At 59.7% G+C, this 26,124-nt stretch carries 21 protein-coding genes; 4 read left to right on the top strand and 17 right to left on the bottom strand.

Annotated features, from left to right (window positions below; translation table 11 throughout):
• Positions 1-19: 19 nt before the first annotated feature.
• The 10 genes from J2T09_RS03610 to J2T09_RS03565 all read right to left on the bottom strand — a co-directional run bounded on the left by J2T09_RS03610 (position 20) and on the right by J2T09_RS03565 (position 10,953).
• Positions 20-1,543 (bottom strand): ABC transporter substrate-binding protein, encoded by a 1,524-nt coding sequence (locus J2T09_RS03610; protein ID WP_306831181.1) that lies wholly within the window; start codon positions 1,541-1,543, stop codon positions 20-22.
• A gap of 144 nt (positions 1,544-1,687) precedes the next feature.
• Positions 1,688-2,614, bottom strand: coding sequence for a LysR family transcriptional regulator (locus J2T09_RS03605; protein ID WP_306831179.1), 927 nt, complete (start codon positions 2,612-2,614; stop codon positions 1,688-1,690).
• A 32-nt stretch (positions 2,615-2,646) separates the two neighbouring features.
• Entirely contained in the window at positions 2,647-3,402 is a 756-nt protein-coding gene (locus J2T09_RS03600) for an ABC transporter ATP-binding protein (protein ID WP_373458364.1), read from the bottom strand.
• A gap of 11 nt (positions 3,403-3,413) precedes the next feature.
• On the bottom strand, positions 3,414-4,250 hold the full coding sequence (locus J2T09_RS03595) for an ABC transporter ATP-binding protein (RefSeq protein ID WP_306831178.1): 837 nt from the start codon (positions 4,248-4,250) through the stop codon (positions 3,414-3,416).
• The gene (locus tag J2T09_RS03590) at positions 4,247-5,179 is read right to left on the bottom strand and encodes an ABC transporter permease (protein ID WP_306831176.1); all 933 of its coding nucleotides are present in this window, start codon (positions 5,177-5,179) and stop codon (positions 4,247-4,249) included. Before J2T09_RS03590 ends, J2T09_RS03595 begins: the two co-directional genes overlap by 4 nt.
• A complete protein-coding gene (locus tag J2T09_RS03585; RefSeq protein WP_306831174.1) occupies positions 5,176-6,243 on the bottom strand; it encodes an ABC transporter permease in 1,068 nt (355 codons plus the stop codon). Before J2T09_RS03585 ends, J2T09_RS03590 begins: the two co-directional genes overlap by 4 nt.
• Before the next feature lie 237 nt (positions 6,244-6,480).
• Positions 6,481-8,124: an ABC transporter substrate-binding protein gene (locus J2T09_RS03580; RefSeq protein WP_306831172.1), complete on the bottom strand. Its 1,644-nt coding sequence runs from the start codon at positions 8,122-8,124 to the stop codon at positions 6,481-6,483.
• A 66-nt stretch (positions 8,125-8,190) separates the two neighbouring features.
• Positions 8,191-9,246, bottom strand: a complete 1,056-nt coding sequence (locus J2T09_RS03575) for a dipeptidase (protein WP_306831170.1) — start codon at positions 9,244-9,246, stop codon at positions 8,191-8,193.
• 84 nt (positions 9,247-9,330) lie between these two features.
• Positions 9,331-10,008, bottom strand: a complete 678-nt coding sequence (locus J2T09_RS03570; protein ID WP_306831169.1) for a phosphoribosyltransferase — start codon at positions 10,006-10,008, stop codon at positions 9,331-9,333.
• A gap of 27 nt (positions 10,009-10,035) precedes the next feature.
• The gene (locus tag J2T09_RS03565) at positions 10,036-10,953 is read right to left on the bottom strand and encodes a LysR family transcriptional regulator (RefSeq protein ID WP_306831167.1); all 918 of its coding nucleotides are present in this window, start codon (positions 10,951-10,953) and stop codon (positions 10,036-10,038) included.
• 101 nt (positions 10,954-11,054) lie between these two features.
• Between J2T09_RS03565 and J2T09_RS03560 the strand changes: the two genes are divergently transcribed.
• A complete protein-coding gene (locus tag J2T09_RS03560) occupies positions 11,055-12,242 on the top strand; it encodes an acyl-CoA dehydrogenase (RefSeq protein WP_373458363.1) in 1,188 nt (395 codons plus the stop codon).
• Positions 12,243-12,273: 31 nt separating this feature from the next.
• Positions 12,274-12,780: a hypothetical protein gene (locus tag J2T09_RS03555; RefSeq protein WP_306831163.1), complete on the top strand. Its 507-nt coding sequence runs from the start codon at positions 12,274-12,276 to the stop codon at positions 12,778-12,780.
• Between the two features lie 96 nt (positions 12,781-12,876).
• Here J2T09_RS03555 and J2T09_RS03550 read toward each other — a convergent pair whose 3' ends face one another.
• On the bottom strand, positions 12,877-14,808 hold the full coding sequence (locus J2T09_RS03550) for a methyl-accepting chemotaxis protein (protein WP_306831160.1): 1,932 nt from the start codon (positions 14,806-14,808) through the stop codon (positions 12,877-12,879).
• A 438-nt stretch (positions 14,809-15,246) separates the two neighbouring features.
• Between J2T09_RS03550 and J2T09_RS03545 the strand changes: the two genes are divergently transcribed.
• A complete protein-coding gene (locus J2T09_RS03545; RefSeq protein ID WP_306831158.1) occupies positions 15,247-16,683 on the top strand; it encodes an NAD-dependent succinate-semialdehyde dehydrogenase in 1,437 nt (478 codons plus the stop codon).
• Between the two features lie 276 nt (positions 16,684-16,959).
• Positions 16,960-18,066, top strand: a complete 1,107-nt coding sequence (locus J2T09_RS03540) for a DNA alkylation repair protein (protein ID WP_306831156.1) — start codon at positions 16,960-16,962, stop codon at positions 18,064-18,066.
• Between the two features lie 14 nt (positions 18,067-18,080).
• Here J2T09_RS03540 and J2T09_RS03535 read toward each other — a convergent pair whose 3' ends face one another.
• The 6 genes from J2T09_RS03535 to J2T09_RS03510 all read right to left on the bottom strand — a co-directional run bounded on the left by J2T09_RS03535 (position 18,081) and on the right by J2T09_RS03510 (position 26,105).
• Positions 18,081-18,695, bottom strand: coding sequence for an N-acetylmuramoyl-L-alanine amidase (locus J2T09_RS03535; protein ID WP_306831154.1), 615 nt, complete (start codon positions 18,693-18,695; stop codon positions 18,081-18,083).
• A gap of 183 nt (positions 18,696-18,878) precedes the next feature.
• The gene (locus J2T09_RS03530; RefSeq protein WP_306831152.1) at positions 18,879-19,898 is read right to left on the bottom strand and encodes a sulfate/molybdate ABC transporter ATP-binding protein; all 1,020 of its coding nucleotides are present in this window, start codon (positions 19,896-19,898) and stop codon (positions 18,879-18,881) included.
• Entirely contained in the window at positions 19,895-20,773 is an 879-nt protein-coding gene (cysW, locus tag J2T09_RS03525; RefSeq protein WP_306831149.1) for a sulfate ABC transporter permease subunit CysW, read from the bottom strand. Before cysW ends, J2T09_RS03530 begins: the two co-directional genes overlap by 4 nt.
• A gap of 2 nt (positions 20,774-20,775) precedes the next feature.
• Positions 20,776-21,600 carry a sulfate ABC transporter permease subunit CysT gene (gene cysT, locus J2T09_RS03520; RefSeq protein WP_306831147.1) on the bottom strand — a complete coding sequence of 275 codons (825 nt, stop codon included), beginning with the start codon at positions 21,598-21,600 and terminating at the stop codon, positions 20,776-20,778.
• 188 nt (positions 21,601-21,788) lie between these two features.
• Positions 21,789-22,772, bottom strand: coding sequence for a thiosulfate ABC transporter substrate-binding protein CysP (gene cysP, locus J2T09_RS03515; protein WP_306831145.1), 984 nt, complete (start codon positions 22,770-22,772; stop codon positions 21,789-21,791).
• 165 nt (positions 22,773-22,937) lie between these two features.
• Complete coding sequence (locus J2T09_RS03510) at positions 22,938-26,105, bottom strand: efflux RND transporter permease subunit (RefSeq protein WP_306831143.1); 3,168 nt, start codon at positions 26,103-26,105, stop codon at positions 22,938-22,940.
• Positions 26,106-26,124 lie beyond the last annotated feature (19 nt).

The following is a 26,124-nucleotide window of genomic DNA, read 5'->3' as shown; positions in this document are numbered from 1 at the left end:
GCCTGCCCCAACATCACCCTCACTCTTCCCAAAACACATCCGTCAGCACGTTCGACGGGATAGGCTCGTTCTCCCAAAGCCCCTTCAACTTCCCATCCCAAACCCCAAGCTTCGGCATCACGAACAGGAACAGCGACGGCACATCATCGGCCAGAATCTTTTGGGCCTCACCATAAAGCTTCGCCTGTTCCGCCGGATCGGCCGTCTCCTGCACCTTTTGCAGCACATCGTTGAAGGCCGGGTTCTTGTAGTTGAAGTAATAGGGATCGCGGGCGTAGATATCGAGATCCATCGGTTCGGCATGCGCCACGATGGTCATCTCGTAATTGGCCGCCTTCAACACATCCGAGACCCATTTTGCAGGAAACTCGGTGGTTTCGATATTCATCGTCACTCCGATTTCGGCAAACATCGCCTGCAGAACCTGTGCGCTGCGCTGCGCATAGGCCATTTGCGGTGCCTTGATGGTGAAGGTCAGGCCGTTGGCATAACCGGCTTCGGCCAAAAGCGCCTTGGCCTTTTCGACATCATAGGGCCAGGTGCCGGTGAGATCGACATAACCCGGATCATTCGGCGTGTAATGGCTGCCGATCGCAGTGCCGAGACCCGACCACGCACCTTCGATGACGGTGGCACGATCGACCGCCATCATCAGCGCTTGGCGCACCCGTTTGTCGTTAAAGGGCTTGATGGCATTGTTCATGCCGGCAACGACCTTCAATTCGGTATTGCCGATCTCCGTCACCAGCCGCGCATCGCCTTTAAAACTGTCCATCAGTTCCGGCGCGCCGAATTCCGGGAAACCATCGACATCACCCGCCTTCAGGGCAGCGGCCTGCGCCTGCGGATCACCAATGAAACGGAAGGACGCCTTATCGAGCTTTACCGAAACCGCCTTGTTCCAGTAATCGGCATTTTTGACGAGATCGACCTGCGAACCCTTGGCCCAATTGGCGAACTTGAACGGGCCGGTGCCGACGGGTGTCACCTTGTTGTTATCCGCCGTCTTGGGCGCCACCATCACCGAGGCCGGCCAGCCGAGCCAATAAAGCAGGCTGCCGGTCGGCTGTTTCAGCTTCAGCACCAGCGTGGCCGCATCCGGTGTTTCGATCGTGTCGATGGTGGAGAAATAGCGTTTCTGCGGATTGACGCTGTCAGCGCCACGCGCACGGTCGAGCGTGAATTTTGCCGTCAAGGAGTCGAACGCCTCGCCATCGTGGAATTTCACGCCCTGACGCAGCTTGAACGTATAGGTCAGCCCATCGGGCGAGACAGTCCAGCTTTCGGCCAGAAGCGGCACGACCTTGCCGTCGCGGTCGATCGTCGTCAGGCCTTCGAACACGTTCTGCCAGGTCACCTGACCGATCATCACCTGCGCGCCGATGGTCGGATCAAGCCCGCCCGGTTCGACCGCCATGCCCAATGTCACCGATGTTTTTGGCGCTGCAAATGCGTGGCTCTGCGCCGCCAGAACGGCGATACCAGCAACGGTGAGCCCGAGCACCGCGCGACGCGTTACCGATACGAAGGAAGAAAAAGCCATTCGCGTTCCCCATTTGGCAGGTCATCCGATGCCCAAGAACCATCGCCGCCTGTGATTGACAAAAGACTGTCATGTTGCAAGTGCACACACAATGCAGATTTTTGTGGTCTCTGTGTAGCCGAAATCGCTACACGGGGCATTTTGTCAGGATGTCTTCTTGGGCGTCGCCTTTTTCGTGACGGCACCGCGCATAAAGGCTTCGATAAAATCGACCAGTTTTCCGGCGGCAAAGGACAATTGTCGGTCGGGGGCGACACACAATTCCATCGGCGTTTTTACAGCCTTGGCCCCGGCAATCGGCACCGCCACCAGCTGCCCGGCATCGATCTCGCGTTTGACCGAAAGCGCTGGCAGGAGCGTCACCGCCGAGCGCCGCAGCACCAGTTCCTTGAGCATTTCCAATGCGCCGGTGACGAAGACCGGGTCAAGCTCCAGTCCGGCTTTCGAAAACACCTCCTCGAAAGCCTGCCGGGCGCTAAAACTCTTGTCCGGCAGGGCAAGCGGCATCTGCACGAGATCGCGCAGCGTAAATTCCTTTGCACCCGCTGCCGGGTGATCGGCAGAGAGGATCACGTCATAAGTCAGTTCGGAGCGCACCCGCACCTTCAACCCGGATATTTTGGGCGCAAACAGCGCCACCACGACATCGGCCTCGGCGGAAGCCAGCGCCTCTACCGCCTCGCGCGCCGAAGTGATGGCCACCTCGAACCGCAATTTCGGATATTTTAAGCTGAACTCGGCGAGCACGGGGGCGAGCAGGTTCGCCACCGTCGCGCCATTGGCATAGATCACCACCTTGCCGCGCTGCAGGCCCTGCAGATCATCGATCAGCTGATGCACATGCTCCAACTCGCGCAATGTCTTGCCCGCCCGCGCTGCCAGCAGCTCACCGGCAGCGGTCAGGCGGATGCCGCGATTGTTGCGCTCCACCAAGGGCGTGCCAAAGTAATGTTCGAGGTTTTCGATCTGGCGGCTGACGGCGGTGGCGGCCACGCCCATGTTTTCCGCCGCAGCGCGCATGGAATTGGTGCGCACCAGTTCGTCAAAATACATCAGGGCGCGAAGCTGCATGCGGAAAATCCAATATCTGTCGCGGCAAAAATTTAGCCGCGACGAAACCCTTCGCTGGCGACCAGAAGCTGGCGCGTATAATCCTCTGAAAACGCGCGCTTTTCCAGTGCCTCGACCGGCACCGTTTCGACAATCCTGCCGTTTTTCATCACCGCCACCCGTTCGCACATATGGCTGATAACGCCAAGATCGTGGCTGACCATGACGAAGGTCAGGTTTCGGTCTTTTCGGGCCTGTTCCAGCAGGTTGAGGATTTCCGCCTGGATCGACGCATCGAGCGCCGAGGTCGGCTCGTCCAGCAGCAAAATTTTTGGCTCCAGGATCAGCGCCCGCGCAATGGCGATACGCTGGCGCTGACCACCGGAAAGCTGGTGCGAATAGCGGAAACGGAAACCGGCGCCCAAGCCAACCTCATCCAGCGCACGAGCAATACGCCCGTCGATATCGTCGAAACCGTGGATGGCCAGCGGCTCCAGCAGCAGACGGTCCACCGTCTGGCGCGGATGCAGCGATCCGTAAGGGTCCTGAAACACCATCTGCACGGTGCGGTAAAATTCCTTGTCGCGACTGCCGCTCCGGTAAGTGCGACCATCGACGCTGAGCGTGCCCTCGTCGAACCGGTTGAGGCCGGCGACGGCACGCAACAATGTCGATTTTCCGGAACCGGATTCGCCGACGATGCCAAAGCTCTCGCCGGTGGCGACATCGACGCTCACCTTGTCGAGCGCCACATATTCGTCGAAGGTCACGACCATGTCGCGGACGGAAAGTGCGGTCCTATCTGTCATTTTGCCCATCTTCACGCCGACCACTCCGCCTTGCGCTCCAGAACCGGCAGCGGATGCCGGTCGGTGCCGATGGTCGGCAGGCAGTTGAGCAGGCCTTGCGTATAAGGATGTTTCGCCTGCGCCAGATCGGCCGACGGCAGTTCCTCGACGATACGGCCGGCATACATGACGATGACGCGGTCACAGAAGGAGGAAACCAGCCGCAGGTCGTGGCTGATGAACACCAGCCCCATGCCACGTTCGGCCACCAGCTTGTCGAGGATGGACAGCACGTCGAGCTGCACGGTGACATCGAGCGCCGAGGTCGGTTCGTCGGCGATCAGCATTTCCGGCCCGCAGATCAGCATCATGGCGATCATCACGCGCTGGCCCATGCCGCCCGAAACCTCGTTCGGATAAAGCCCGAACACACGCTCGGGATCGCGGATCTGCACCGCTTCCAGCATTTTCAGTGCCCGTTCACGCGCTTCGGAACGGCTGAGCTTTTCATGCGCGAGCAGCGTTTCGATGATCTGCTTGCCGATCGTCATCACCGGGTTCAGCGAATACTTTGGATCCTGCAAGATCATGCCGATGCGTTTGCCGCGAAGATCCCGCCGCTGTTTTGGCGTGGCTTTCAACAGGTCGATGCCGTCGAATTCCAGCTTTGAGGCGGTGATCTTTGCATGGCCCGGCGTCAGCCCCATGATGGCGCGCCCGGTCTGGGATTTGCCCGACCCGCTTTCGCCGACAATGCCCAGCCGTTCGCGACCGAGCGTGAACGACACGCCACGCACCGCCTGCACTTCACCGGTGCGGGTTGGGAAAGTGACGCGCAGGTCGTCGACCGTCAGGAGAGGTGCACTCATTGGCCGGCCTCCTTCGGATCGAGCGCATCGCGCAACCCGTCGCCCAGCAGGTTGAAGCCGAGGCTAACGATCAGGATGGCAAAACCCGGCATGGCCGCGACCCACCACTGGTCGAGAATGAAGCGACGGCCGGAAGCGATCATCGCCCCCCATTCCGGCAGCGGCGGCTGTGCGCCGAGGCCGAGGAAACCGAGACCGGCGGCCGTCAGGATGATGCCGGCCATATCCAGCGTCACGCGCACGATCAGCGACGACAGGCAGAGCGGCATGACATGGCGCAGCACGATGCGGAAGGGCGACGCGCCCATCAGCTTGACGGCCGAGATGAATTCCGAATTGCGGAATGTCAGCGTTTCGGCACGGGCGATACGCGCATAAGGCGGCCATGAGGTGACGGCGATGGCGAGAATGGCGTTTTCGATACCGGGGCCGAGAGCGGCGACCAGCGCCAGCGCCAGAACCAGTTTTGGAAAGGCCAGAAAGATATCGGTTATGCGCATCAGGATCGCATCGATCCAGCCGCCGGCATAACCGGAAACGGTGCCGACGATCAGGCCGATCGGTGCGGCTATGACCGCCACCAGCACGATCACCATCAGCGTCAGCCGCGAACCATGGATCAGGCGGGACAGAATATCGCGGCCCTGATCGTCGGTGCCGAGCCAATATCCCGGCGAACCGGGCGGCAGCAGGCGGGCATTCATCAGATCGCCCTGCACCGGGTTGTGCGGCGCCAGCACATTGGCAAATGCGGCAACAAACAGCAGCAGGATGATGATGCCGAGACCGACCAGTGCCAGCCGGTTTTCGGAAAACCGCCGCCAGATCACATAGGCGCGGCCAAGCCGTGCCTGATGGCGCGAAGTGGGGCGGTCGGAGAGCAGCCAATCGCGGCTATAGGGTTTTGGGGTCTGTTCCACGACGCTCATCGGCTGCGTGTCCTTGGATCAAGCGTGCGGTAAAGAAGGTCGGACAAGAGGTTGATGGCGATGAAAACGGAGCCGACGATGATCGTTCCGCCCAAAACCGCATTCATGTCCGCATTCTGCAGCGAATTGGTGATGTAGAGGCCAAGTCCCGGCCAGGAAAAGATGGTTTCGGTCAGGACCGAGCCTTCCAAAAGACCGGCATAGGAAAGCGCGATCACGGTGATCAGCGGCACGGCGGCATTGCGTAGCGCGTGGAACCAGATGATCCGCGTTTCGGACAAGCCCTTCGCGCGAGCGGCAACGATGTACTCTTGCTGCAGCTCGTTCAGCATGAAGGAGCGGGTCATGCGGCTGATGTAGGCGAGCGAAAAATAGCCGAGCAGCGCGCCGGGCAGAATGATGTGGCGGAACGCATCCCAAAAGACGTCCCACTGGCCCTGAACGAGACTGTCGAACAGGAAAAACCCGGTGATCGGCGTAAACGTGTATTCATAGACGATATCGAGACGGCCGGGATAAGCCACCCAGCGCAGCTTTGCATAAAACAGCACCAGCGACAGAAGCCCGAGCCAGAAGATCGGCACGGAATAGCCGATCAGCCCGACAACACGAACGATCTGGTCGGCGATGCTGCCACGCTTGACGGCGGCGAGCACGCCGAGCGGGATGCCGAACAACGCGCCAAAGACGGTGCCGACCGTGGCAAGCTCCATCGTCGCAGGAAAGACGCGGCGGATATCCTCCATCACCGGATTGGTGGTGAGAACGGAGGTGCCGAAATTGCCGGTCAGTGCGTCGCGGACATAGAAATAGAACTGCTGGTAGAGCGGCAGGTTGAGCCCCAGCTGCTCACGCACGCGTTCCACCACATGCGCCGGTGCGCGGTCGCCGACAATGGCAAGCGCCGGATCGATGGGGATCACGCGGCCGATGAAGAAGGTGACGGCGAGCAGGCCTAAGAATGTCGTGACGACAGTCACCAGAAAACGGAGAACCGCCTTGCCGGTGGAGGAGGACCGGCTACGCTTGCGCCGTGTCGCTGCCGTCGTATCGTTGAGAGTCAAGAAGATCTCCTAGAGCGTGATGCCTATGGATTTGAGGCGGTGCGGCTGGCTCCCAAAGATCTCCCCCCTTGAGGGCGAGATGTCAGCGAAGCTGACAGAGGGGGGTGAGCAACGGTGCGGCAGATGGTTCGAAAGCGGCATTTGCGCCAGCATTACCCCCCTCTGCCCTGCCGGGCATCTCCCCCTCAAGGGGGGAGATCAGCTGGGCGCACCGCCCTCATTCCATATCCGCCGCAATCAGTCCTTCGAGACCGTATGCACAAAGTTCGTATCAAAGCTCGGGCCAAGCTTGTAGCCCTTGAGCTTCGACGAATAGCCTGCCACTTCCGTCTGCTGGAAAACGATCACGAACGGGCTGACCGCCGCCACCTTCTTCTGCAGGTCCTGATAGATGGCGGCGCGCTTGGCGGCATCCTTTTCCAGAAGCGCGCCCTTGGAAGCGTCCGACAGTTCCTTCGGCACGTCCCAGGCATTACGCCAGGCCAGCGTCTTGCTCTTGCCCTCGTCGGAATTGTCAGGGTTGACGGTAAAGGTCTCGGCATTCGAGTTCGGGTCGAAATAGTCCGAACCCCATTGACCGATATAGATATCGTGGGTGCGGGCGCGGTATTTGGTCAGCGTTTGCTTGCCGTCGCCCGGAATGATGCTCAGCTTGATGCCGGCCTGCGCCAGCGTCTGCTGTACGCTTTCGGCAATGCCGGTCACCGGCTGCGTGTTGCGCACGTCCATGGTGACGGAGAAACCGTCCTTCAGGCCTGCCTTTTCCAGCAGTTCCTTGGCCTTGGCGACGTCGAGCTTGTAGGGCTTTTCATCGCTGGCGCCGAGCTGGCCCTTGGGCAGGAACGTCTGGTGGATCTCGCCGATGCCCTTGATCAGCGTCGCGCCGATCGCATCGTAATCGACCAGATATTTCATCGCCTCGACCACTTCCGGCTTGGCGAGGTTTTCGTTTTTCTGGTTGAGGCTGAAATAATAGATCGTGCCTTTTGGTGCCGAGGTGCTCGAAAGGCCGTCCTTGCCTTCGATGGCCTTGAGGTCGTTCGGCTCAAGATTGCGGGCCACATCGATATCGCCGTTTTCAAGCGCAAGGCGCTGGCCCGAGCTTTCCTTCATGTGGCGGTAGATGACGCGCTTCAGCTTCGGCTTTTCACCGTAATAATTCGGGTTGGCCTCCATGATGACGGCTTCGTTGGCGCGCCATGCCATCGTCTTGTACGGGCCGGAGCCGGCGTAACCGGTCTTCATCCATTCATTGCCGAAATCGGTGTCGTATTTGTATTCCGCGCTCGGCGTCATCGGCTTGGCATGTTCCATCACAACCTTCTTGTCGACCACGGAGGCGACGGTGGCTGTGAGAACGTTGAGGACGAAGCTCGGCGCATAGGCCTTGTCGACGGTAAAAGTGAAGGTCGTGGCGTCGGTCGCCTTGGCCTTTTCCGTCACGTTGTCGCCGGTCAGACCGAACTGGGTGAGCAGGAAGGCCGGCGACTTGTCGAGCTTGACGGCACGTTCGAACGAGAAGGCGACGTCTTCCGCCGTCAGCGGGTTGCCGGAGGCAAATTTCAGGTCCGGCTTGAGCTTGAACGTATAGGTCATGCCGTCATCCGACACCGTCCAGCTTTCGGCGAGATCGCCGACCACTTTCGACGTATCGGCCGGATCGAGACCGACCAGCTTGCTGTAGCTGTTGGCGGTCACTTCCGCCGTCGACAGCTCAAAGGCCTCGCCCGGATCGATGGTGATGATGTCGTCGATAGCAAAACCTTCGACCAGCGTATCGGCCGGTGTCGCGGCAAAGGCCTGTGGTGCTGCAAGCGTGATCAGCGCAAGCGCCGCACCTGCGGAAAGAATGCGAACGCGTCTGTTGAGAGAGTTCATCATGGTCGTCGTTCCCGTTGTTTTGTTGCCCGTTATTGTCTTTGTTTTCGGATCAGAAAATGTGGCGGGTCAGGCCTTCTCGCGCCAGGCCTCCCCCAGCACACGCAGCCAGTTCTCCCGGCACAATTTAGCAATGTCTTCAGAAGCGTAGCCCGCGTCCCGAAGGGCTGCAACCAGTTTCTGGTTGCCGGCCGCATCGTGAATATCGGCCGGTACGGTTGCACCATCGAAGTCCGATCCGAGCGCCACGCAATCGATGCCCATGCGCTCCACCATGTAATCGATATGGCGGATCATATCGGAGAGCGGCGTGGCGGCATTGTCGCGCGCATCCGGGCGTAGCATGGTGACGGCATAGTTGAGACCGGCAAGGCCGCGACTTTCCTTGATCGCATCCATCTGTTTGTCGGTGAGATTGCGCGCCACCTGTGTGAGCGCATGCGCGTTGGAATGGCTGGCGATCAGCGGCTGGTCGGTTGTTTTTGCCACATCCCAAAAACCCTTTTCGGTGATGTGGGCGAGATCGATGAGGATGCCGAGCCTGTTGCAGGCCTTGACCAGTTCGAAACCGATATCGGTCAGCCCCGGTCCGGTATCCGGCGACATCGGATAGGCAAACGGCACGCCGTGACCAAAAATGTTGTGACGGCTCCAGACCGGACCGAGCGAGCGCAAGCCGGCCGCGTAAAATACGTCGAGTTCGGCGAGATCGGCGCTGATCGGCTCGCAGCCTTCCATATGCAAAACGGCGGCAAACACGCCGTCTGCCATGGCCCTGCGGATATCGGCGGTGTTGCGGCAGAGGCGCCATGCGCCCGCCTGTTCCAGACGCAGCGCGATAGACGCCTTTTCCATGCCGATCTGCAGCGAGGATAAATATTCCAGCGGGGCGGCGAGCGGCGTCTCGTAATGGCCGTTGGCGTCCGGTTCCTTCAAGATCAGGTCGCCGGAGGGAATGTAGATGGCGCAGATGCCACCGGCGAGACCGCCGATTTTTGCGCGCGGCGCATCGATATGGCCTTGGCTCGTGCCCTTGGCAAATTCGGCGACGGGGTCCCCGCCCCCCTTCATGGTCCTCCAAAGCCGGAGAAGCACGTCGTTATGGCCGTCGAACACCAGTTCCATGAATTTTCCAGATCTCTGCTGCGAATGCGAAGCGCTGATCCTATTCAGAACTCCACACACTCGGCAAGCCGGAAAAAATCATCTTTATTTGGTCCAATGCCCGTCATCGGTCCTGCTCAGCATCGGCGTTCTGAACACACCGACGATCAGGTCGCGCCACTTCGGATCGATATCGGCGATGGTGCCGCGCCAGCGTTCCGATTGCAGCATGGCGGCACCGATCACCACAGGTTCGATACCGATCGCCTCCATCAGCGACAGGCCGGCGAGAATGGAGGAACCGCTGGAAATCACATCGTCGATCAGCGCGATACGGGTGCCGCGCAACAGAGGCAGCATGCGCGGATCGGCATAAAGCCGCTTGCTGTATTCCGGCGTGGTGATCGACGACATCGGCACTGACAACTCGTCGTCGTACCAGAATTTGCGCGAGGTCCCGAGCGGCACGTAACGGCCATGGCCGAGACGGCGGGCAACGGCAGCTGCAAGCGTGAGGCCCAGCGTCGGCAAGCCGACGACGATTTCCGGATCATAGGGTTTGAGTTTTGCTGCCAGCGCATCGGCCAGCGCATCCTGCACGGCAAAACTCGCTTGGTTGATGATCAGCGAAGCGAGCGCATTTTCACCATTGGAGAGATGCCGGATCGGCAGCATGATCTGCCGGCCATCCTCCAGCACCGCCGGATAGAAGGTCTCGAACGGGCCTGCCGGATCAAACGTGTCGGCGGGATAGATTTCCTGCCAGAAATCGTGCGGCTGCATGCGGCTCTCCATCCACGAAATACGGGTTCACGCGAAATAGGGTTCATCGCGATAACGGCCGATCTCCTCGACCAGCCATTCACGGAAAACGCTGACGGGTCGGGAATCGGTCTTGGCGACGGGTGCTACCGCATAATAGGCGCTGGGACTACGCACCTGATGCGGAAAAGCCTGAACAATCTCGCCATTGCGCAATTCGGACTCGATCAGGAACAGCGGCATCAAGGCGACACCAAGCCCGGCAATGCAGGCCTGCGCCACACTGGAAAACTGTTCGAACCGCATGCCCTGCGACGGCGCATCGCGAAGCCCAAGACTCTGGAACCAATGGTTCCACGCCCCCGGCCGCGACGCCATATGCAGCAGCGGTAACGCACGCAGATCCTCTGCACCATTGACCGGATGCGCGGCCAGAAAGGCGGGGCTCGCCACCGGCGCCACCATCTCATCCATCAGAAAGGTGCATTCCGCCCCCGGCCAATCCGGCAGGCCGATATGGATGGCCATATCCAGCCCGTCCTTCTCGAAATCGAAAACGCCGATACGGGTGGCGAAATTCAGCGTGATTTCCGGATGGCGTTCGACGAACCGCGGAATGCGCGGCATCAGCCAGCGCGTGCCGAAAGTCGGCAGGATGGCGAGATTGAGCTGGTCATTATGCGTTTTCGTCATGGCCTTCAGCGAGGCCGAGCGGATCAGCGACAAGGCATTGCCGATCGATTTGGCATAATCCACACCCGCCACCGTCAACCCGACACCACGGCTGGTGCGCTCGAACAGAAGCACGCCCAACTGGTCCTCAAGCCCGGAAATCTGGCGGCTGACGGCGCCTTGCGTCAGCGAAAGCTCATCGGCCGCACCGGAAAAACTGCCGAGCCGCGCCACCGCATCAAAAGCGGCCAGCGCACCGGTAGAAGGCAGCAATCTTCGGCTAGCAGTGATCATGATCCATTCCTATATCTCATGGCGAAATGAGTAAACAACGCTTGCCGTCCGTCAATCCCTCCCGGACAATGCCGGCCACACCTGATATCGGAGGCATCATCGTGAGTTCGCGCACCGCATTTTCCTGGGAAGACCCGTTTCTGCTCGATGAGCAGATCAACGAAGACGAGCGGATGATCCGCGATACGGCCGCAGCCTTCGCCAAGTCCGAACTTTTGCCGCGCGTTCAGGAAGCCTATCTGGACGAAACGACCGACAAGGGCCTGTTCAAGCTGATGGGCCAGACCGGTCTGCTCGGCGTCACCCTGCCGGAAGAGTTCGGTGCCGCCAACGCATCCTATGTGGCTTATGGCCTCGTTGCCCGCGAGATCGAGCGCATCGACAGCGGTTATCGCTCGATGATGAGTGTGCAGTCCTCGCTCGTCATCTACCCGATCTTTGCCTACGGCTCCGACGAGCAGAAACAGAAATATCTGCCGGGTCTCGTTTCCGGCGAACTGATCGGCTGTTTCGGCCTCACCGAACCGGATGCCGGCTCCGACCCCGGCGGCATGAAAACCCGCGCCGAAAAGATCGAGGGCGGGTATCGCCTGCGCGGCGCAAAGACATGGATCTCCAACGCGCCGATCGCCGACGTTTTTGTCGTCTGGGCCAAGTCGGAAGCACACAATAACGAGATCCGCGGTTTCGTTCTGGAAAAGGGCATGAAGGGACTGTCGGCGCCAAAGATCGGCGGCAAGCTTTCGCTGCGCGCCTCGATCACCGGCGAGATCGTGCTGGACAGCGTCGAAGTCGGCGAAGATGCGCTTCTGCCGAATGTGTCCGGCCTCAAGGGCCCGTTCGGCTGCCTCAACCGCGCCCGCTACGGCATTTCCTGGGGTGTTCTGGGGGCCGCCGAAGACTGCTGGTTCCGCGCCCGTCAATATGGTCTGGACAGAAAGCAGTTCGGCAAGCCGCTGGCCGGCATGCAGCTTTACCAGAAAAAGCTGGCCGACATGCAGACCGAAATCACCCTCGGCCTGCAGGCAAGCTTGCGCGTCGGCGAATTGATGGACGCGCACAAGATGGCGCCGGAAATGATCTCCATCGTCAAGCGCAACAATTGCGGCAAGGCGCTCGACATCGCCCGTCAGGCGCGCGACATGCATGGCGGCAACGGCATCCAGATCGAATACCATGTCATGCGCCACGCGCAGAATCTTGAGACGGTGAACACGTATGAGGGCACGCATGATGTGCATGCGCTGATCCTGGGCCGTGCGCAGACGGGCATTCAGGCGTTTTTCTGAGTGCATCTCGTCCGACGGAAGGAAGATTGAGATGAACCAGCCGGATCTGGAATACAAAAGGTCACAATATGATGTGGCCTGGGATTTCATGGTGTTCGGCGGACCGAGACAAGACAGCAGGCTCAATTATCGGATTGAAGATTTCAAGGAGTGGGTGAATGCAAATTTCACCCTCACCAGTTGGGGATATCTGGACCGGTCCATACTTCCCTTTCCACAGTACACGTTCACCCTTCTGCATTCCCATCCAAACCATCTGAAACTGCCCGTTCCATACGAAAGTGAGGAGATAGAAATCGAAGGGCTTGCCTATGACGATCTGAAAAAAGGCTTGGAATTCGAGGTGGCGACACCTCGGTTTATCGGTGGTTTCGTCCGCAAATTCCAGGAACGCTTCCCCGAAAATACGGACATCATCATTGGCATTCACACCCTGACCTTTTCCCGCTTCAACGCTTCGCTGTCGGAGGACGAGGCAATGAACAATATGTTGACCGACGATCTGAACCTGATGCGCGAGCTTGGGATGATCGAATAAGGTCCACCAACCGATCGGCATCAGACCGCGCCCCGTAAACAAATCCGGGCGCACAGGGCGCCCGGACTTTTTTCAGTTCACGTCATGCGACGGATGTCAGAATTCCTGCCACTCGTCCTTCGACGTATCGATCGCGGCATTGCCGGAGAAAGCTGAGGCAATCCTGCGGCCGAGCGCCCGCGCCGGCGATGCGACAGGTGTCTCTGTCGAGCGCGCAACACGGGCGGATGCGAGCATCTCCGAGCCAAGCTTGAACTGGCCGAGCAACTGGTTGAGCGATGCCACTTCGCGCGCCAGACCATGGCTGGCAGCCGTGGATTCCTCGACCATGGCCGCGTTCTTCTGCGTGTCCTGATCCATCTGGTTGACGGCCGTGTTGATCTGCTGAAGTCCCGACGACTGTTCGTGGGCGCTCTCGACGATCGCCGCCACGTGACGGTTGATCTCCTGCACCTCGACCACGATCTTTTCCAGCGCCGTGCCGGTCGCACCGACCAGATCGACACCTTCCTGAACCTGCTCGTTCGACGTGGTGATCAGCGTCTTGATCTCCTTGGCCGCATTGGCGGAACGCTGCGCCAGTTCACGCACTTCCTGCGCCACCACCGCAAACCCCTTGCCGGCTTCACCGGCGCGTGCCGCTTCGACACCTGCATTGAGCGCAAGCAGGTTCGTCTGGAAAGCGATGTCGTCGATGACGCCGATGATATTGCCGATCTCGCTCGAGGACTTTTCGATCCTCTCCATGGCGATGACGGCGCGGCGCACCACTTCACCGGAATGCTCCGCTTCCTGACGGGTGCGCGACACGAGGCTTCCGGCCTCCTGCGCACGTCGGGTGGAATCCTTCACCGTGGTGGTGATCTCTTCGAGTGCGGCGGCGGTTTGCTCGACGGCAGCCGCCTGCTGTTCGGTGCGCTTGGCCAGATCGTCGGCCGCGGCCTTGATCTCGTTCGTGCCGGCATCGATGCCGCGGGCATTCTGCGACACCTGCACGAGTGCCATCTGCAGCTTTTCCGCCGACTGGTTGAAATTGCCGCGCACGCTGTCGAGGCTCTGCGTGAACGGCTGGGAGATGCGATAGGCAACATCGCCATCCGAAAGTTTTGCGAGGCCACTCGCAAGGCTGTCGACGGCAAACTGCACGTCGGCCGCTTCCTGTGCCTTCTGCTTTTCGCGCTCGATACGCTCTTTTTCCGACAGCGAACGGTTGGCTTCGGTTTCCTGTGCAAGACGGTCGCGCTCCAGGGCGTTTTCACGGAACACCTGAACGGCCTTGGCCATTTCACCCACTTCGTCCTTGCGGCCCATGCCGTCGATCTCATCGGCCGTGTTGCCGGCAGCCAGCGACAGCATGCGCTCACGCAAGCGGATGATCGGCGTGGTGATGCCGTGAGACGTCACGAACAGCGCTGCGCCGATGACCGCCAGGAAGATGGCGACAACCGTGACAAGCGTCGTGGTGATCAGCGAACTGTTGTCGGCGGTCAGAACCTTGCTGCGGCTTTCGACGTCGCCCATGCGTGCCAGCAGGAAGGACAGGATGTCGTCGCTGAGCGGATTGACGAGGGCATCCGCCTTTTCCAGTGCAATCTTCGCCTGCGCATCATCCGAGCGGGCTGCAAATTCGATTGCCTTGTCGGTCTGCGCGATGACGGCACGCATTCTGGTGATCAGGCCATCCAGCGCCTGCGCATGTTGCGGCAGCAGGTCACGTGCCCGCCCGAGCTGGGTCACCACATATTCCTTGGTGGAAACATAATCATTGGCAGCGAACTGATACATCGGGTGCTGCGGCTCATAAAACGTGGTCTGGTAGGCCGTCATCGTCAGGCCCACGAGATTGCGGTTGGCGCGCGCCACTTCCAGCGTTGCACGGTTGTCGCGGCTGATGAAGTCGAAATAGGCCTCATCCGACGCCTTGAATTCGGAGGAGAGATAGGCAACGGCGCCAAGGCCCGCGGCACAGATAAGAAAAATGATCGAAAGGATCTTGGTTCGAATACCGGTCTTTTCCAGAAGGGTCATTTTTATTCCAAAAGAGATGATCCGCTCCCTTCCCGTGCCGAAGGTTGGCGGTTTCAGATTTGGCAGAGCACGTCTTCACCCAGTCATTGGGAAGCGGCGCATTGCGTTTGACCGAGACAAGACAAAAAACGACCGGGACCGGCGTCGTGAATCAAAATCGGATGTGCAGACCGCGGCCTCGATATGATTCTTAGCGATAAACAATGTCTTACGAAATTAGTTGAATCGCTGATTATTTTGTGCGGCGCATCAAAATTTGCACCGACTTTGGTGGTGGCGGCCAATTTGCCAGCGATGTCTCGCAGAGATCATTTAGTATTACTTTTCGTCAAGCCGTTGATTGTCGCGTCCATCTATCCTACGTCAGGTCCGCTATTCTTTTCGAGCCGGCCTCCTCCCGGCTTTGTCTACAGCCTCCCGAAAACGAAAGTTGACACCATGACCACTTATCCCGACGTCAAGCTTTTTATTGCCGGCGAATGGCGCGATGCCGTTGCGGGTGAGACCATCGAAGTCACCGATCCGGCGACGGACGAAGTGATCGGCAAGATCGCCCATGCCCGTAAGGCCGACCTCGATCTGGCGCTCGAAGCTGCCGACAAGGGTTTCAAGATCTGGCGTGATACCTCGGCTTTCGAACGCTCCAAGATGATGCGCAAGGCCGCCGATAACCTGCGTGAACGCGCCGATGCGATCGCCTACATGATGACCCGCGAACAGGGCAAACCGCTTGCCCAGTCGAAGATGGAAGTGATGGGCGCCGCCGACACGATCGACTGGTTTGCCGAAGAAGCCCGCCGCACCTATGGCCAGATCATCCCGGCCCGTTTCACCGGCGTTTCGCAGATGGCGATCAAGCTGCCGGTCGGCCCGGTTGCCGCGTTTACGCCGTGGAATTTCCCGATCAACCAGATCGTCCGCAAACTGTCCGCAGCACTCGCCGCCGGTTGTTCGATCATCGTCAAGGCACCGGAAGAGACGCCGGCATCGCCTGCCGAACTGATCCGCGCCTTCGCCGATGCCGGCGTTCCGGCCGGCGTGATCGGTCTGGTTTACGGTGTTCCGGCCGAAGTGTCGGAATATCTGATCCCGCATCCGGTCATCCGCAAGATCTCGTTCACCGGCTCGACGCCGATCGGCAAACATCTCGCTGCTCTCGCCGGCAAGCACATGAAGCGCGCCACGATGGAACTCGGCGGCCACGCTCCGGTGATGATCTTCAACGATGCCGATCTCGACAAGGCGATCGAAATCACCGCCATGTCGAAATTCCGCAATGCCGGTCAGGTCTGCGTCGCACCGACCCGTTTCCTCATTCAGGATGGCGTGGCCGACAAGTTCCTCGACGGTTTTGTGAAGGCCGCCGAAGCCATCAAGGTCGGCAACGGCCTTGAGGCCGACACGGTCATGGGCCCGCTCGCCAACGAGCGCCGCATCCCGGCCATGGAAGCCCTCATTCAGGACGCCGTTTCCGCTGGCGCAGAGCTGAAGACCGGCGGCAAGCGCATCGGCAACAAGGGCAATTTCTTCGAGCCGACCGTTCTTGCGAACGTGCCGACATCGGCCAAGATCATGAACGACGAGCCGTTCGGCCCGGTCGCCATCGTCAACCGCTTCTCTACCTTCGAGGATGCCGTTGAAGAAGCGAACCGCCTGCCCTTCGGCCTCGCGTCCTACGCGTTCACCGGTTCGGTCAAGACTGCCCATGAGCTCGGCCGTCAGGTCGAGGCCGGCATGCTGACCATCAACCACAACGGCCTTGCCCTGCCGGAAGTCCCGTTCGGCGGCATCAAGGATTCGGGTTACGGCACGGAAGGCGGCTCGGAAGCCGTTCAGGCCTATCTCGAGACCAAATACGTCAGCCAGATGAGCTGATCCACCAGCTTCATGTGAATGACGGGACGGCCGGAGTGAAAACTCCGGCCGTTTTGTTTTTGGGATTGTGTGTTCGGGTGAGTTCGAATACGAACAAATAGTGAACATAAAAACGTTGGAGAATGCGACATCTCCCCTTCTCGACGTCATCCTCGGGCTTGACCCGAGGATCCAAAACCAAGCGCTCTGTGGGTGCGGCGTGGATCCTCGGGTCAAGCCCGAGGATGACGACGGGGGAGGATGGATGCCACCCAGCTAATAGCACTGGAAGCCTTGATGACCGATGCCGCGACCGAGGCCGCGCCTCTTCTGAAGGAAATCTTCAATCGCAATCGATTGGAGCATTTCGCCAACGAGACTGCCGCAATCCATCCGGGCTTCGACGGAGAACGGTTTCTGGCACTGGCGTCAGAAGGGCTTGCCGAACTCAGCATCATGCAGCGTCTGCGGCAGATCGCAGTGTCCTTTCACGCCACCCTGCCCGGCCCCTATGAGAAAAACATCGAAATCCTCTGGACGCTGGCTCCGCGCATCAATCACGGTTTCGCCTCCATCACGCTACCGGAATATGTGGCGCTTTACGGCCATGATCATTTCGACCTCTCCATGCAGGCTCTGGCTTTCTTTACGCAGTTCGGCTCATCCGAATTCGCCATCCGCCATTTTCTGCAAAAGGATCAGGCCCACACCCTGAAGGTGATGGAACACTGGTCACGGGACGATAACGAACACGTCCGCCGCCTTGCCTCGGAGGGCTGCCGCCCGCGTCTGCCATGGTCGTTCCAGTTGAAGCCGCTGATCGCCGACCCTGCGCCGGTCGCAAACATCCTTGAAAACCTGCGCAGTGACCCGGCGCTTTACGTCCGCAAATCCGTCGCCAACCATCTGAACGACATCACCAAGGATCACCCGGACTGGGTGCTGCAAAAGATCGCCGGCTGGGATCAGACCAATGCCCACAGCGCCTGGATCATCCGGCAGGCTCTGCGCACGCTGATCAAGAAGGGGGACACGCGGGCCCTGCATGTGTTGGGTGCCGGACAAAAGGCCGAGGTGACGGTCGGCAATTTTACGGTGACGCCATCAGAACTGAAACTCGGCGGCGCGGTAAAAATTTCCGCGCAACTGACCTCGACGGCATCGGCGCCGCAAAAGCTCGTGATCGATTACGCCGTGCATTACGTGAAGAAGGCCGGCGGCACCTCGAAAAAGGTGTTCAAGTGGAAAGAGATGACGCTGGATGACGGTGCCGATATCGAGCTTTCCATCAGCCGCGCCATTCGCGATTTCACCACACGTGTGCATTATCCCGGCAGGCACACGGTGGACTTGATCGTCAATGGCGATGTGCTGGCGGAAGGCGCGTTCGAGATTCTCCCTTAGCGGGCAGCGGAACCTCAGTCGTGTCGCCCGAGTATTCTTGACCGGACCGAATTCATGGGAAATGCCGGACCGGGATCACTCTTGCGTGCCCATGAAATGTCATCATGTCCCAGGATATCGAGAAACCTGAAGCGAGCCTGCAGGGCATGAGCAACCGAAATCAGTGTCTCAAGCTGCTTCTGCGGATACGTGTGCCACCCGCGAAGAGGCCCTCCACGTTCATGCACGGCCTCCATGACCTCACCATCGGGAACTTCCTTGCCAAACCATGTCACGAACTTGCCATTGGCAAGCTTGGTCAACACGCCATAATTGGAAAGCTCGATGCCAATCGAGTGAGAATTGAGTCCGGAAATTTCCCCCCATTGGCTTTTCCCCGCATGCCAGGCTACGCGGTTGAACGGGACGATCTGAGCAATTTTTCCATCGCGTCCGATCAATAAATGAACGGAGGCCTTCGTTTCGTTATCTTTCGCCAATGATTTAAGGTCGGAATCGAACGACGCCCCGGCAGTATAGTGGATCACCAGAAAACGAGCGTTCAAGACACCGCCCATTTTGCTGGTCTCAACCTGATCAACACCACCGTCGGTGGATGTCAGTCTGTTATTCGCGACAGAAAATGCCATGCTTCCCTCCCCAACTGATGCCGAGGTCGATGGCAACATCGCAAAGCGCACAAAAACGTGGCCCACGAACAAGTCTGCGGACTGTTGGCTTTGCGATGAAAATCGAATGTATCGGCACAAGATCCCGATATATTCGATAGCAAACTCAATCAAAGATTGCAATAAAATATGATAGTTGCAATTTTATACCGGAAACACTTTTGCCCTTCTCAGCGTCACGAAACCCGCCTCACCGGCCTTCACTATCCGTTCCGGCTCGACATCGAATTCCAGAGTCTCACTCGCTACGGTCGTTGCGAGCACGCGGCGACCATCGGCGCGGTCGAGCACGCGCGAAATCGTCGCGGCGATGCCCGGCCCTGCGTGAGACCAGTCGAGATCGCTCGGGCGCGCATAAAGCTCGGCCCTGCCATCCGCAACACCTTGAGCCTCGACGGACACATCACCGGCATAGGCACGCCCATCGCGCACCTCTGCAGCAATCACGTTGGCATCGCCCAAAAACTTCATCACGAAGGCCGATTGCGGATCGCGGCACACCTCTTCCGGCGTGCCCTGCTGCACGATCTGGCCATCCTTGAGGATCACCACGCGGTCGGCAAGGTCGAGCGCCTCTTCCTGATCGTGGGTGACAAAAAGCGTGGTAATGCCGAGTTCCGAATGGATTTCCCGCAGCCAGCGGCGCAGGTCACGCCGCACGTTTGCATCGAGCGCACCAAACGGTTCGTCCAGCAGCAGAACTTTCGGATCGACAGCAAGGGCACGGGCGAGCGCCACGCGCTGCCGCTGGCCGCCGGAAATCTGTGCCGGAAAGCGGTCACCAAGCCCTTCGAGGCGGACAAGGCGCAGCAGGTCGGTCACGCGGGCATCGATCGCCGCCTTGTCGCGCTTGACCTTCGAGACCTTCATGCCGAAGGCGATGTTGTCGGCCACCGTCATATGCGGAAACAACGCGTAGTGCTGGAACACGAAACCGACACCACGGTCGCGCACCGGAATGTCGGTGGCATCCTGATCGCCGAAATGGATCGTGCCGCCATCGGAATATTCCAGCCCCGCCACCATGCGCAGGATGGTGGTTTTTCCCGAGCCGGAAGGGCCGAGCAACGCGACAAGTTCGCCGCTGTCGATATCCAGCGACACGTCTTTTACGGCGCGAAAGGTCTCAAAGGTTTTGACGACGTTTTCGAGGCGGATCTTCATGATGTTTTCTCAGCCGGGTTGGCGGTTTTGCGGACGCGGCCCGCACCTTGGCGCTCGAGCAAAACCTTGGCGATGATGGTGAAGACGGCAAGCAATGCCAGAATGGAGGCGGAGGCAAAGGCGCCGGCCGCCTGATAATCGTGATAGAGCAGTTCGATATGCAGCGGCAGCGTATTGGTCTGGCCGCGAATATTGCCGGAAACGACCGACACCGCGCCGAACTCGCCCATCACACGCGCATTGCAGAGAATGACGCCGTAAAGCAGCGCCCATTTCACATTGGGCAGTGTGACAGACAGAAACGTGCGGAAACCGGAAGCGCCGAGCGAGGTGGCCGCCTCTTCCAGATCCCTGCCTTGCGCCTGCATCAGCGGGATCAGTTCGCGTGCCACGAAGGGAGCCGTCACAAACATCGAGGCGATGACGATGCCCGGAATGGCAAACAGGATTTTGATATCCCACGCATCCAGAAGCGGGCCGAACAGGCCCTGCAGACCGTAGACGAACAGGTAGGCAACACCGGCGACAATCGGCGAAACCGAAAACGGGATTTCGATCAGGACCAGCAGAAACCGCTTGCCCCAAAAGTCGAATTTTGTGATCGCCCATGCGGCCGCAATACCGAAGGCAGTATTCACCGGCACGGCAATCAGCGCCGCCAGCACGGTGAGCATGATGGCATGCAGCGTATCGGGATGGATGATCGTGTCACGATAGGTGGCCCAGCCCTTCGAAAACGCCTCGACACCAATGATGATCAGAGGCGCGACGATGACGAAGGCGACCAGCACGAGCACGATGCCGATCAGGCTACGGCGGAAGATGGGATTGTCGCCGACACGCGGCGGCTTTTTTCGGGTGGCGAGCGTACTCATGATTATCCCTTCACCGTATAACGCAGCGCCCGCGCCTGCAGCCAGTTGGTGACGCCGAGCATGAAGAAGGCGGTCAGCAGCAGCACGGAAGCGATGGCGGCGGCCGCCTGGTAATCGTATTCCTCCAGCCGGATGAAGATCAGCAGCGAGGTGATTTCCGTCGACATCGGCTGATTGCCGGCGATGAAGATGATGGCGCCGAATTCACCCAGAGAGCGGGCGAAGGAGAGCGATACGCCAGCCAGAAGCGCAGGTGTCAAAAGCGGCAGGATGACCTTGCGAAAGATCTCCCAGTCCGAACCGCCGAGGGACTGTGCCGCCTCTTCCAGTGCCGGATCGAGGTCTTCAAGAACCGGCTGCACGGTGCGGACCACGAAGGGGATAGAGGTAAAGCACATGGCCACCATGATGCCGAGAGGCGTATAGGCGACCTTCATGCCAAAACCTTCCAGCACCGAACCGAACCAGCCATTATTGGCAAACAGTGCCGTCAGCGCGATACCAGCGACGGCGGTCGGCAGCGCGAAAGGCAGATCCACCATCGCATCGACGATACGTCTTCCGGGAAAGCGATACCGGGTGATGACCCAGGCAAGCGCGAGGCCGAACAAAAGATTGAACAGCGTGGCACCCAGCGCCGACAGCACGGTGACGCGATAGCTCGCCACCGCCCGCGGCGACGACACGATCTGCCAGTAATCGGCAGGCCCCAGGCTCGCGGCCTTGATGACCAGCGCCGCCAGCGGCAGCACCACGATCAGGCCGACATAAAACAGGGTCACGCCCAACGATAGCGGCAGGCCGGGCAGGACATTACGACGTCTCACGCAGTCGGTTCCTTACTCAAAGCAAATCCGGCGGATGGACATCCGCCGGCGGGAAGATGACAGAGCCACCGCACCCTTGCCGTCATCCTCGGGCTTGTCCCGAGGATCTGCTGTGCCCTCGATCTGGCGGCGGCAGATGCTCGGGACGAGCCCGAGCATGACGAAAGAATGAGGCGTCTATTTAAAAATTATCGGCTGCCGTAAAGCTTGTCGAGCGTGCCGCCGGAGGCAAAATGTTCCGACTGGATCTTTGACCAGCCACCAAACACATCATCGACATTGACGAGGCGGATTTCCGGGAACTGATCCTTGAACTCGCCTGCAACCTTCTCGTCATGCACGCGGTGGCCGAACTCGGCTGCAACACGCTGGCCCTCTTCCGTATAGAGGAAGTCGAGATAGGTCTTCGCCAGTTCTTCGGTGCCATGCTTTTTGGCGACCCTGTCGACCACGGCAACCGGGAATTCGGCCAGCAGGCTGACGGGCGGGATGACGCTCAACACCTTGTCCTTGCCATACTGCTTTTCGATGCCGCGTGTTTCGGCCTCAAAGGTGATCAGCACATCGCCCTGACCACGCTCGACGAATGTCGTGGTGGCAGCACGGCCACCGGTGTCGAACACCGGAACACTGTCAAAGATCTTGGTGATATAGGCGTCGATCTTTTCGGCGTCGTCCTTGAACTCTTCCTTCGCCCAGGCATAGGCTGCCAGATAGGTGTAACGCGCATTGCCGGACGTCTTCGGGTTCGGGAAGACGGCGTGAACGTCGTCACGGCCGAGATCAGCCCAACCCTTGATATTCTTCGGATTGCCGGCGCGCACCAGGAAGGCCGGGAAGGAATAGAAGGGCGACGCGCTGTTCGGGAAAGCCTTCTGCCAGTCCTTGGAAACAAACCCCTGCTTCACCAGAAACTCGACATCGGTCACCTGGTTGAAGGTCACCACATCGGCTTCCAGACCTTCGACGATCGAGCGGGCCTGCTTGGAGGTGCCGGCATGCGACTGGTCGATGGTGACGCCCGGATGCGCTTTCACAAAGGCCTCGTTTTCGGCGACGAAAAGCTCGCGGGCGATATCGTAGGAGGCGTTGAGGAGTTTCTGCTCCTGCGCGAAGGCCGGCTGCACGAAAAGAGCGGCGATTGCTGTGCCGAGTATCAGGAGGCGGTTCATCAAAAGTCTCCGGTGGGATTTACGATTGACGCCAACATATGCGGCAATATCGCAGACCACGAGAAACGCGCCACCACACGGCGAGCCGGATTGAGAATTTTACACCAAAGCAGAGGCGGTTTGGCGAGGCCTGTTCCAAGAAGATGAAACAGGCCCCGGATTGCCTCATTCCGCAGCCATCGGCAGGTCGAGTTGTTGCGGCTCGTTCTGCTGGTCGGAAGCGCCATCCTTCTGCTTCGGTTCACGACCGAAAAACAGCGCATAACCGGCCGGCAGCACGAAGATGGTCAGCACGGTGGCGACCATGATGCCACCCATCATCGCATAGGCCAGCGGCCCCCAGAACAGACCCCAGGAGATCGGGATCAGCGCCAGAACCGCCGTCATCGCGGTCAGCATGATCGGCCGGAAACGTCGCACGGCAGCGCCCACGATCGCTTCCGCCCTGTGCATGCCCGCCGCGATATCCTGGTCGATCTGGTCGATCAGGATGATCGAGTTGCGGATGATGATGCCGAGCAGCGCGATGACGCCGAGGATCGCCACGAAGCCGAAGGGCGCACCGCTGATCAGAAGCGCTGCAGCCGCACCGATGATGCCGAGCGGACCGGTGGCGAGAACCAGCATGGATTTGCCGAAATGCTGAAGCTGAACCATCAGCAGCGCCACGATGACCAGCAGCATGACCGGCACCTTGGCAGCGATCGACAGCTGGCTTTCGGCCGCATCCTCAGCCCCACCCTGGATTTCCAGCCGGTAGCCGGGCGGAAGTTCGGCGCGGATATCGCCAAGCTGGTCGTAGAGTTTCACCGAAAGATCGGTCGGCTCGACACTGTCCGGCACGGTCGCCTTGATGGTGATGGTCGGCAGGCGGTCGCGGCGCCATTCGATGCCGTTTTCCAGCACCGGCTCGACACGGGCGATTTGCGAGACCGGCACGAAGGCGCCGCTATCGGTCGGGATATAGACGCTTTCGACAGCCGACAGCAGTTTTCGGGTTTCCGCCGGTTCGCGGGCAACGATCGACACTGTTTCCTCGCCATCGCGGAAATCACCCAGCGGCGCACCGGTCGTGGCGGCATAGAGCATCTGCCGCACGCGCTGCGACGAGACACCGAGCGCACGGGCGCGGTCCTGATCGATGACAAGCTTCATCGACGGCACCTTTTCCAGCCAGTCGTCATGGACAGCACCAAGAACCGGGTTCTGGTGGAAACGTTCCTTCACCTGATCGGCGATACGGCGCACTTCGTCACGATCAGGCCCGAGCACGCGCATCTGCACCGCCCAGCCGACCGGAGGGCCGAGGAACAAGCGATCCACCTTGCCGCGCACCGTCGGGAAATCTTCCGCCAGCGTCTTGCGCAGTTTTTCGATCAGGCGCTCGCGGGACTCGACGTCCTTGGCCATGACGAGCAACTGTGCATAGTTGGGATTGCGAAGCTGCTGGTCGAGCGGCAGGAAGAAGCGCGGTGCGCCCTCGCCGACATAGGTGGCGACAAAGGTCTTGTCCGGATCGGGCAGGATACGGTCTTCCAGCGCCCTTGCCTGCCGTTCGGTTTCCTCAATGGACGTGCCTTCCGGCAGCCACATATCGACCAGAATTTCCGGTCGCGACGATTGCGGGAAAAAGCTCTGCGGAATGAACTGGAAGGACCAAAGGCTGCCGGCGAACACGCCGATCGTGGTCAGCAGCACGATGATGCGGTGCTTGACCGCCCAGCCGACCGAATGGCGCAGGCCGCGATAGAAACGCGTGTCATAGGCATCATGGTGGGTGCCGACATGGGCGCGCTGTTTCAGCAGCATATAGCCGATCCAGGGCGTGAAATAGACGGCCACGAACCACGAGACGACCAGCGCTATACCAACGACGTAGAACAGCGAGCGCACATATTCGCCGGCGGTGGAATTTGCAAAACCGACCGGGATGAAGCCGGCAACGGTGATCAGCGTGCCTGTCAGCATCGGGAATGCGGTGGAGGAATAGGCAAAGGTGGCGGCTTCCAGCTTGGGCAGTCCCTCCTCCAGCTTGCGCTCCATCATCTCGACGACGATCATCGCATCGTCCACCAGAAGTCCGAGCGCAATGATCAGCGCGCCGAGCGAGATGCGCTGCAATTCGATGCCTAAAGTGTACATGATGGCAAGCGTTGCCGCGAGAACCAGCGGAATGGCGATGGCGATGATGATGCCGGAGCGCCAGCCGATCGAGATCAGCGATACGGCCAGCACGATCACCAGCGCTTCCATCAGCGCCTGCGTGAACTCGCCGACAGCCTCAGTGACCACTTCCGGCTGGTTGGAGACCTGATCGACCGACACGCCGACCGGCATTGAGGCGATGAACCGTTCATAGGTCGCCTCGACGGACTTGCCGACATCCGTGACCTTGAAGCCCGGCGCCATCACGACACCAACCTGCACGCCGTCATGACCGTTGAAGCGGTATTTGCGCTCGTAAGGGTCGACAAGACCGGAGGATACGGTAGCGATATCGCCGAGGCGAATGACCTGAGAGCCGGTGCGCAGACGCAGTTCACGCACATCTTCCGGTGTCGTCACGCCTCCCTCCACCGCGATCCGGACGGAACGACTGGAGGTCTCGATATTTCCGGCCGGATCGACGGTGTTTTGCCCTGCAAGGGCGCTCTGGAGGTCGTTGAAGGTGAGATTGTGCTCGGCCAGCACCTTGGACGAGACGTCGATATAGATCTTTTCCGCCTGGTCGCCGAGAATGACGGCCTTTTCGACGCCGGGCGTGGCGAGCAGCATGTCGCGTGCCTGGATGGCGTATTTTTTCAGCTCGGGATAACCATAGCCATCCCCGCTGATCGCATGCAGGGTGATATAGGTATCGCCGAATTCGTCGTTGAAATAAGGCCCGAGCAGACCGCTCGGCAGATCTGTAATGTCACCGACCTTCTTGCGCACCTGATAGAAGGCATCGGCCACGTCACGCGCGGTCGTATCGCCCTTGATCTGCAGCGTGATGATCGTGCTGCCGGCGCGCGAATAGGATTTCACCCAGTCGAGATGCGGGGTTTCCTGCAGCTTGCGTTCGATCTTGTTGGCAACCTGATCCTGCATTTCCTCGAGCGACGCCCCCGGCCACACGGCCTGCACGACCATGACGCGGAAGGTGAAATCGGGATCTTCCTTCTGGCCCATATTCATGATGCCGAGAACGCCGATGATGATGATCAGGCCGAACAGGAAACGGCCGATGCTCGGATGGGCGATCGCCCAGCGCGACAGGTTGAAAGGCTGCTTTTCGGGCACTTCGCCTATGCCGGAATCTGCGCCGGACGGTGTGTGATCGGAGGACGACATGATCTTTTCCCTTTGCCGA

Origin of the sequence: Neorhizobium huautlense, from assembly GCF_030811685.1 — a bacterium.
Taxonomy (GTDB): Bacteria; Pseudomonadota; Alphaproteobacteria; order Rhizobiales; family Rhizobiaceae; genus Neorhizobium; species Neorhizobium huautlense_A.
The sequence above is the reverse complement of the archived record's forward strand: the minus strand, read 5'-3'. Positions and strand labels throughout refer to the sequence as shown.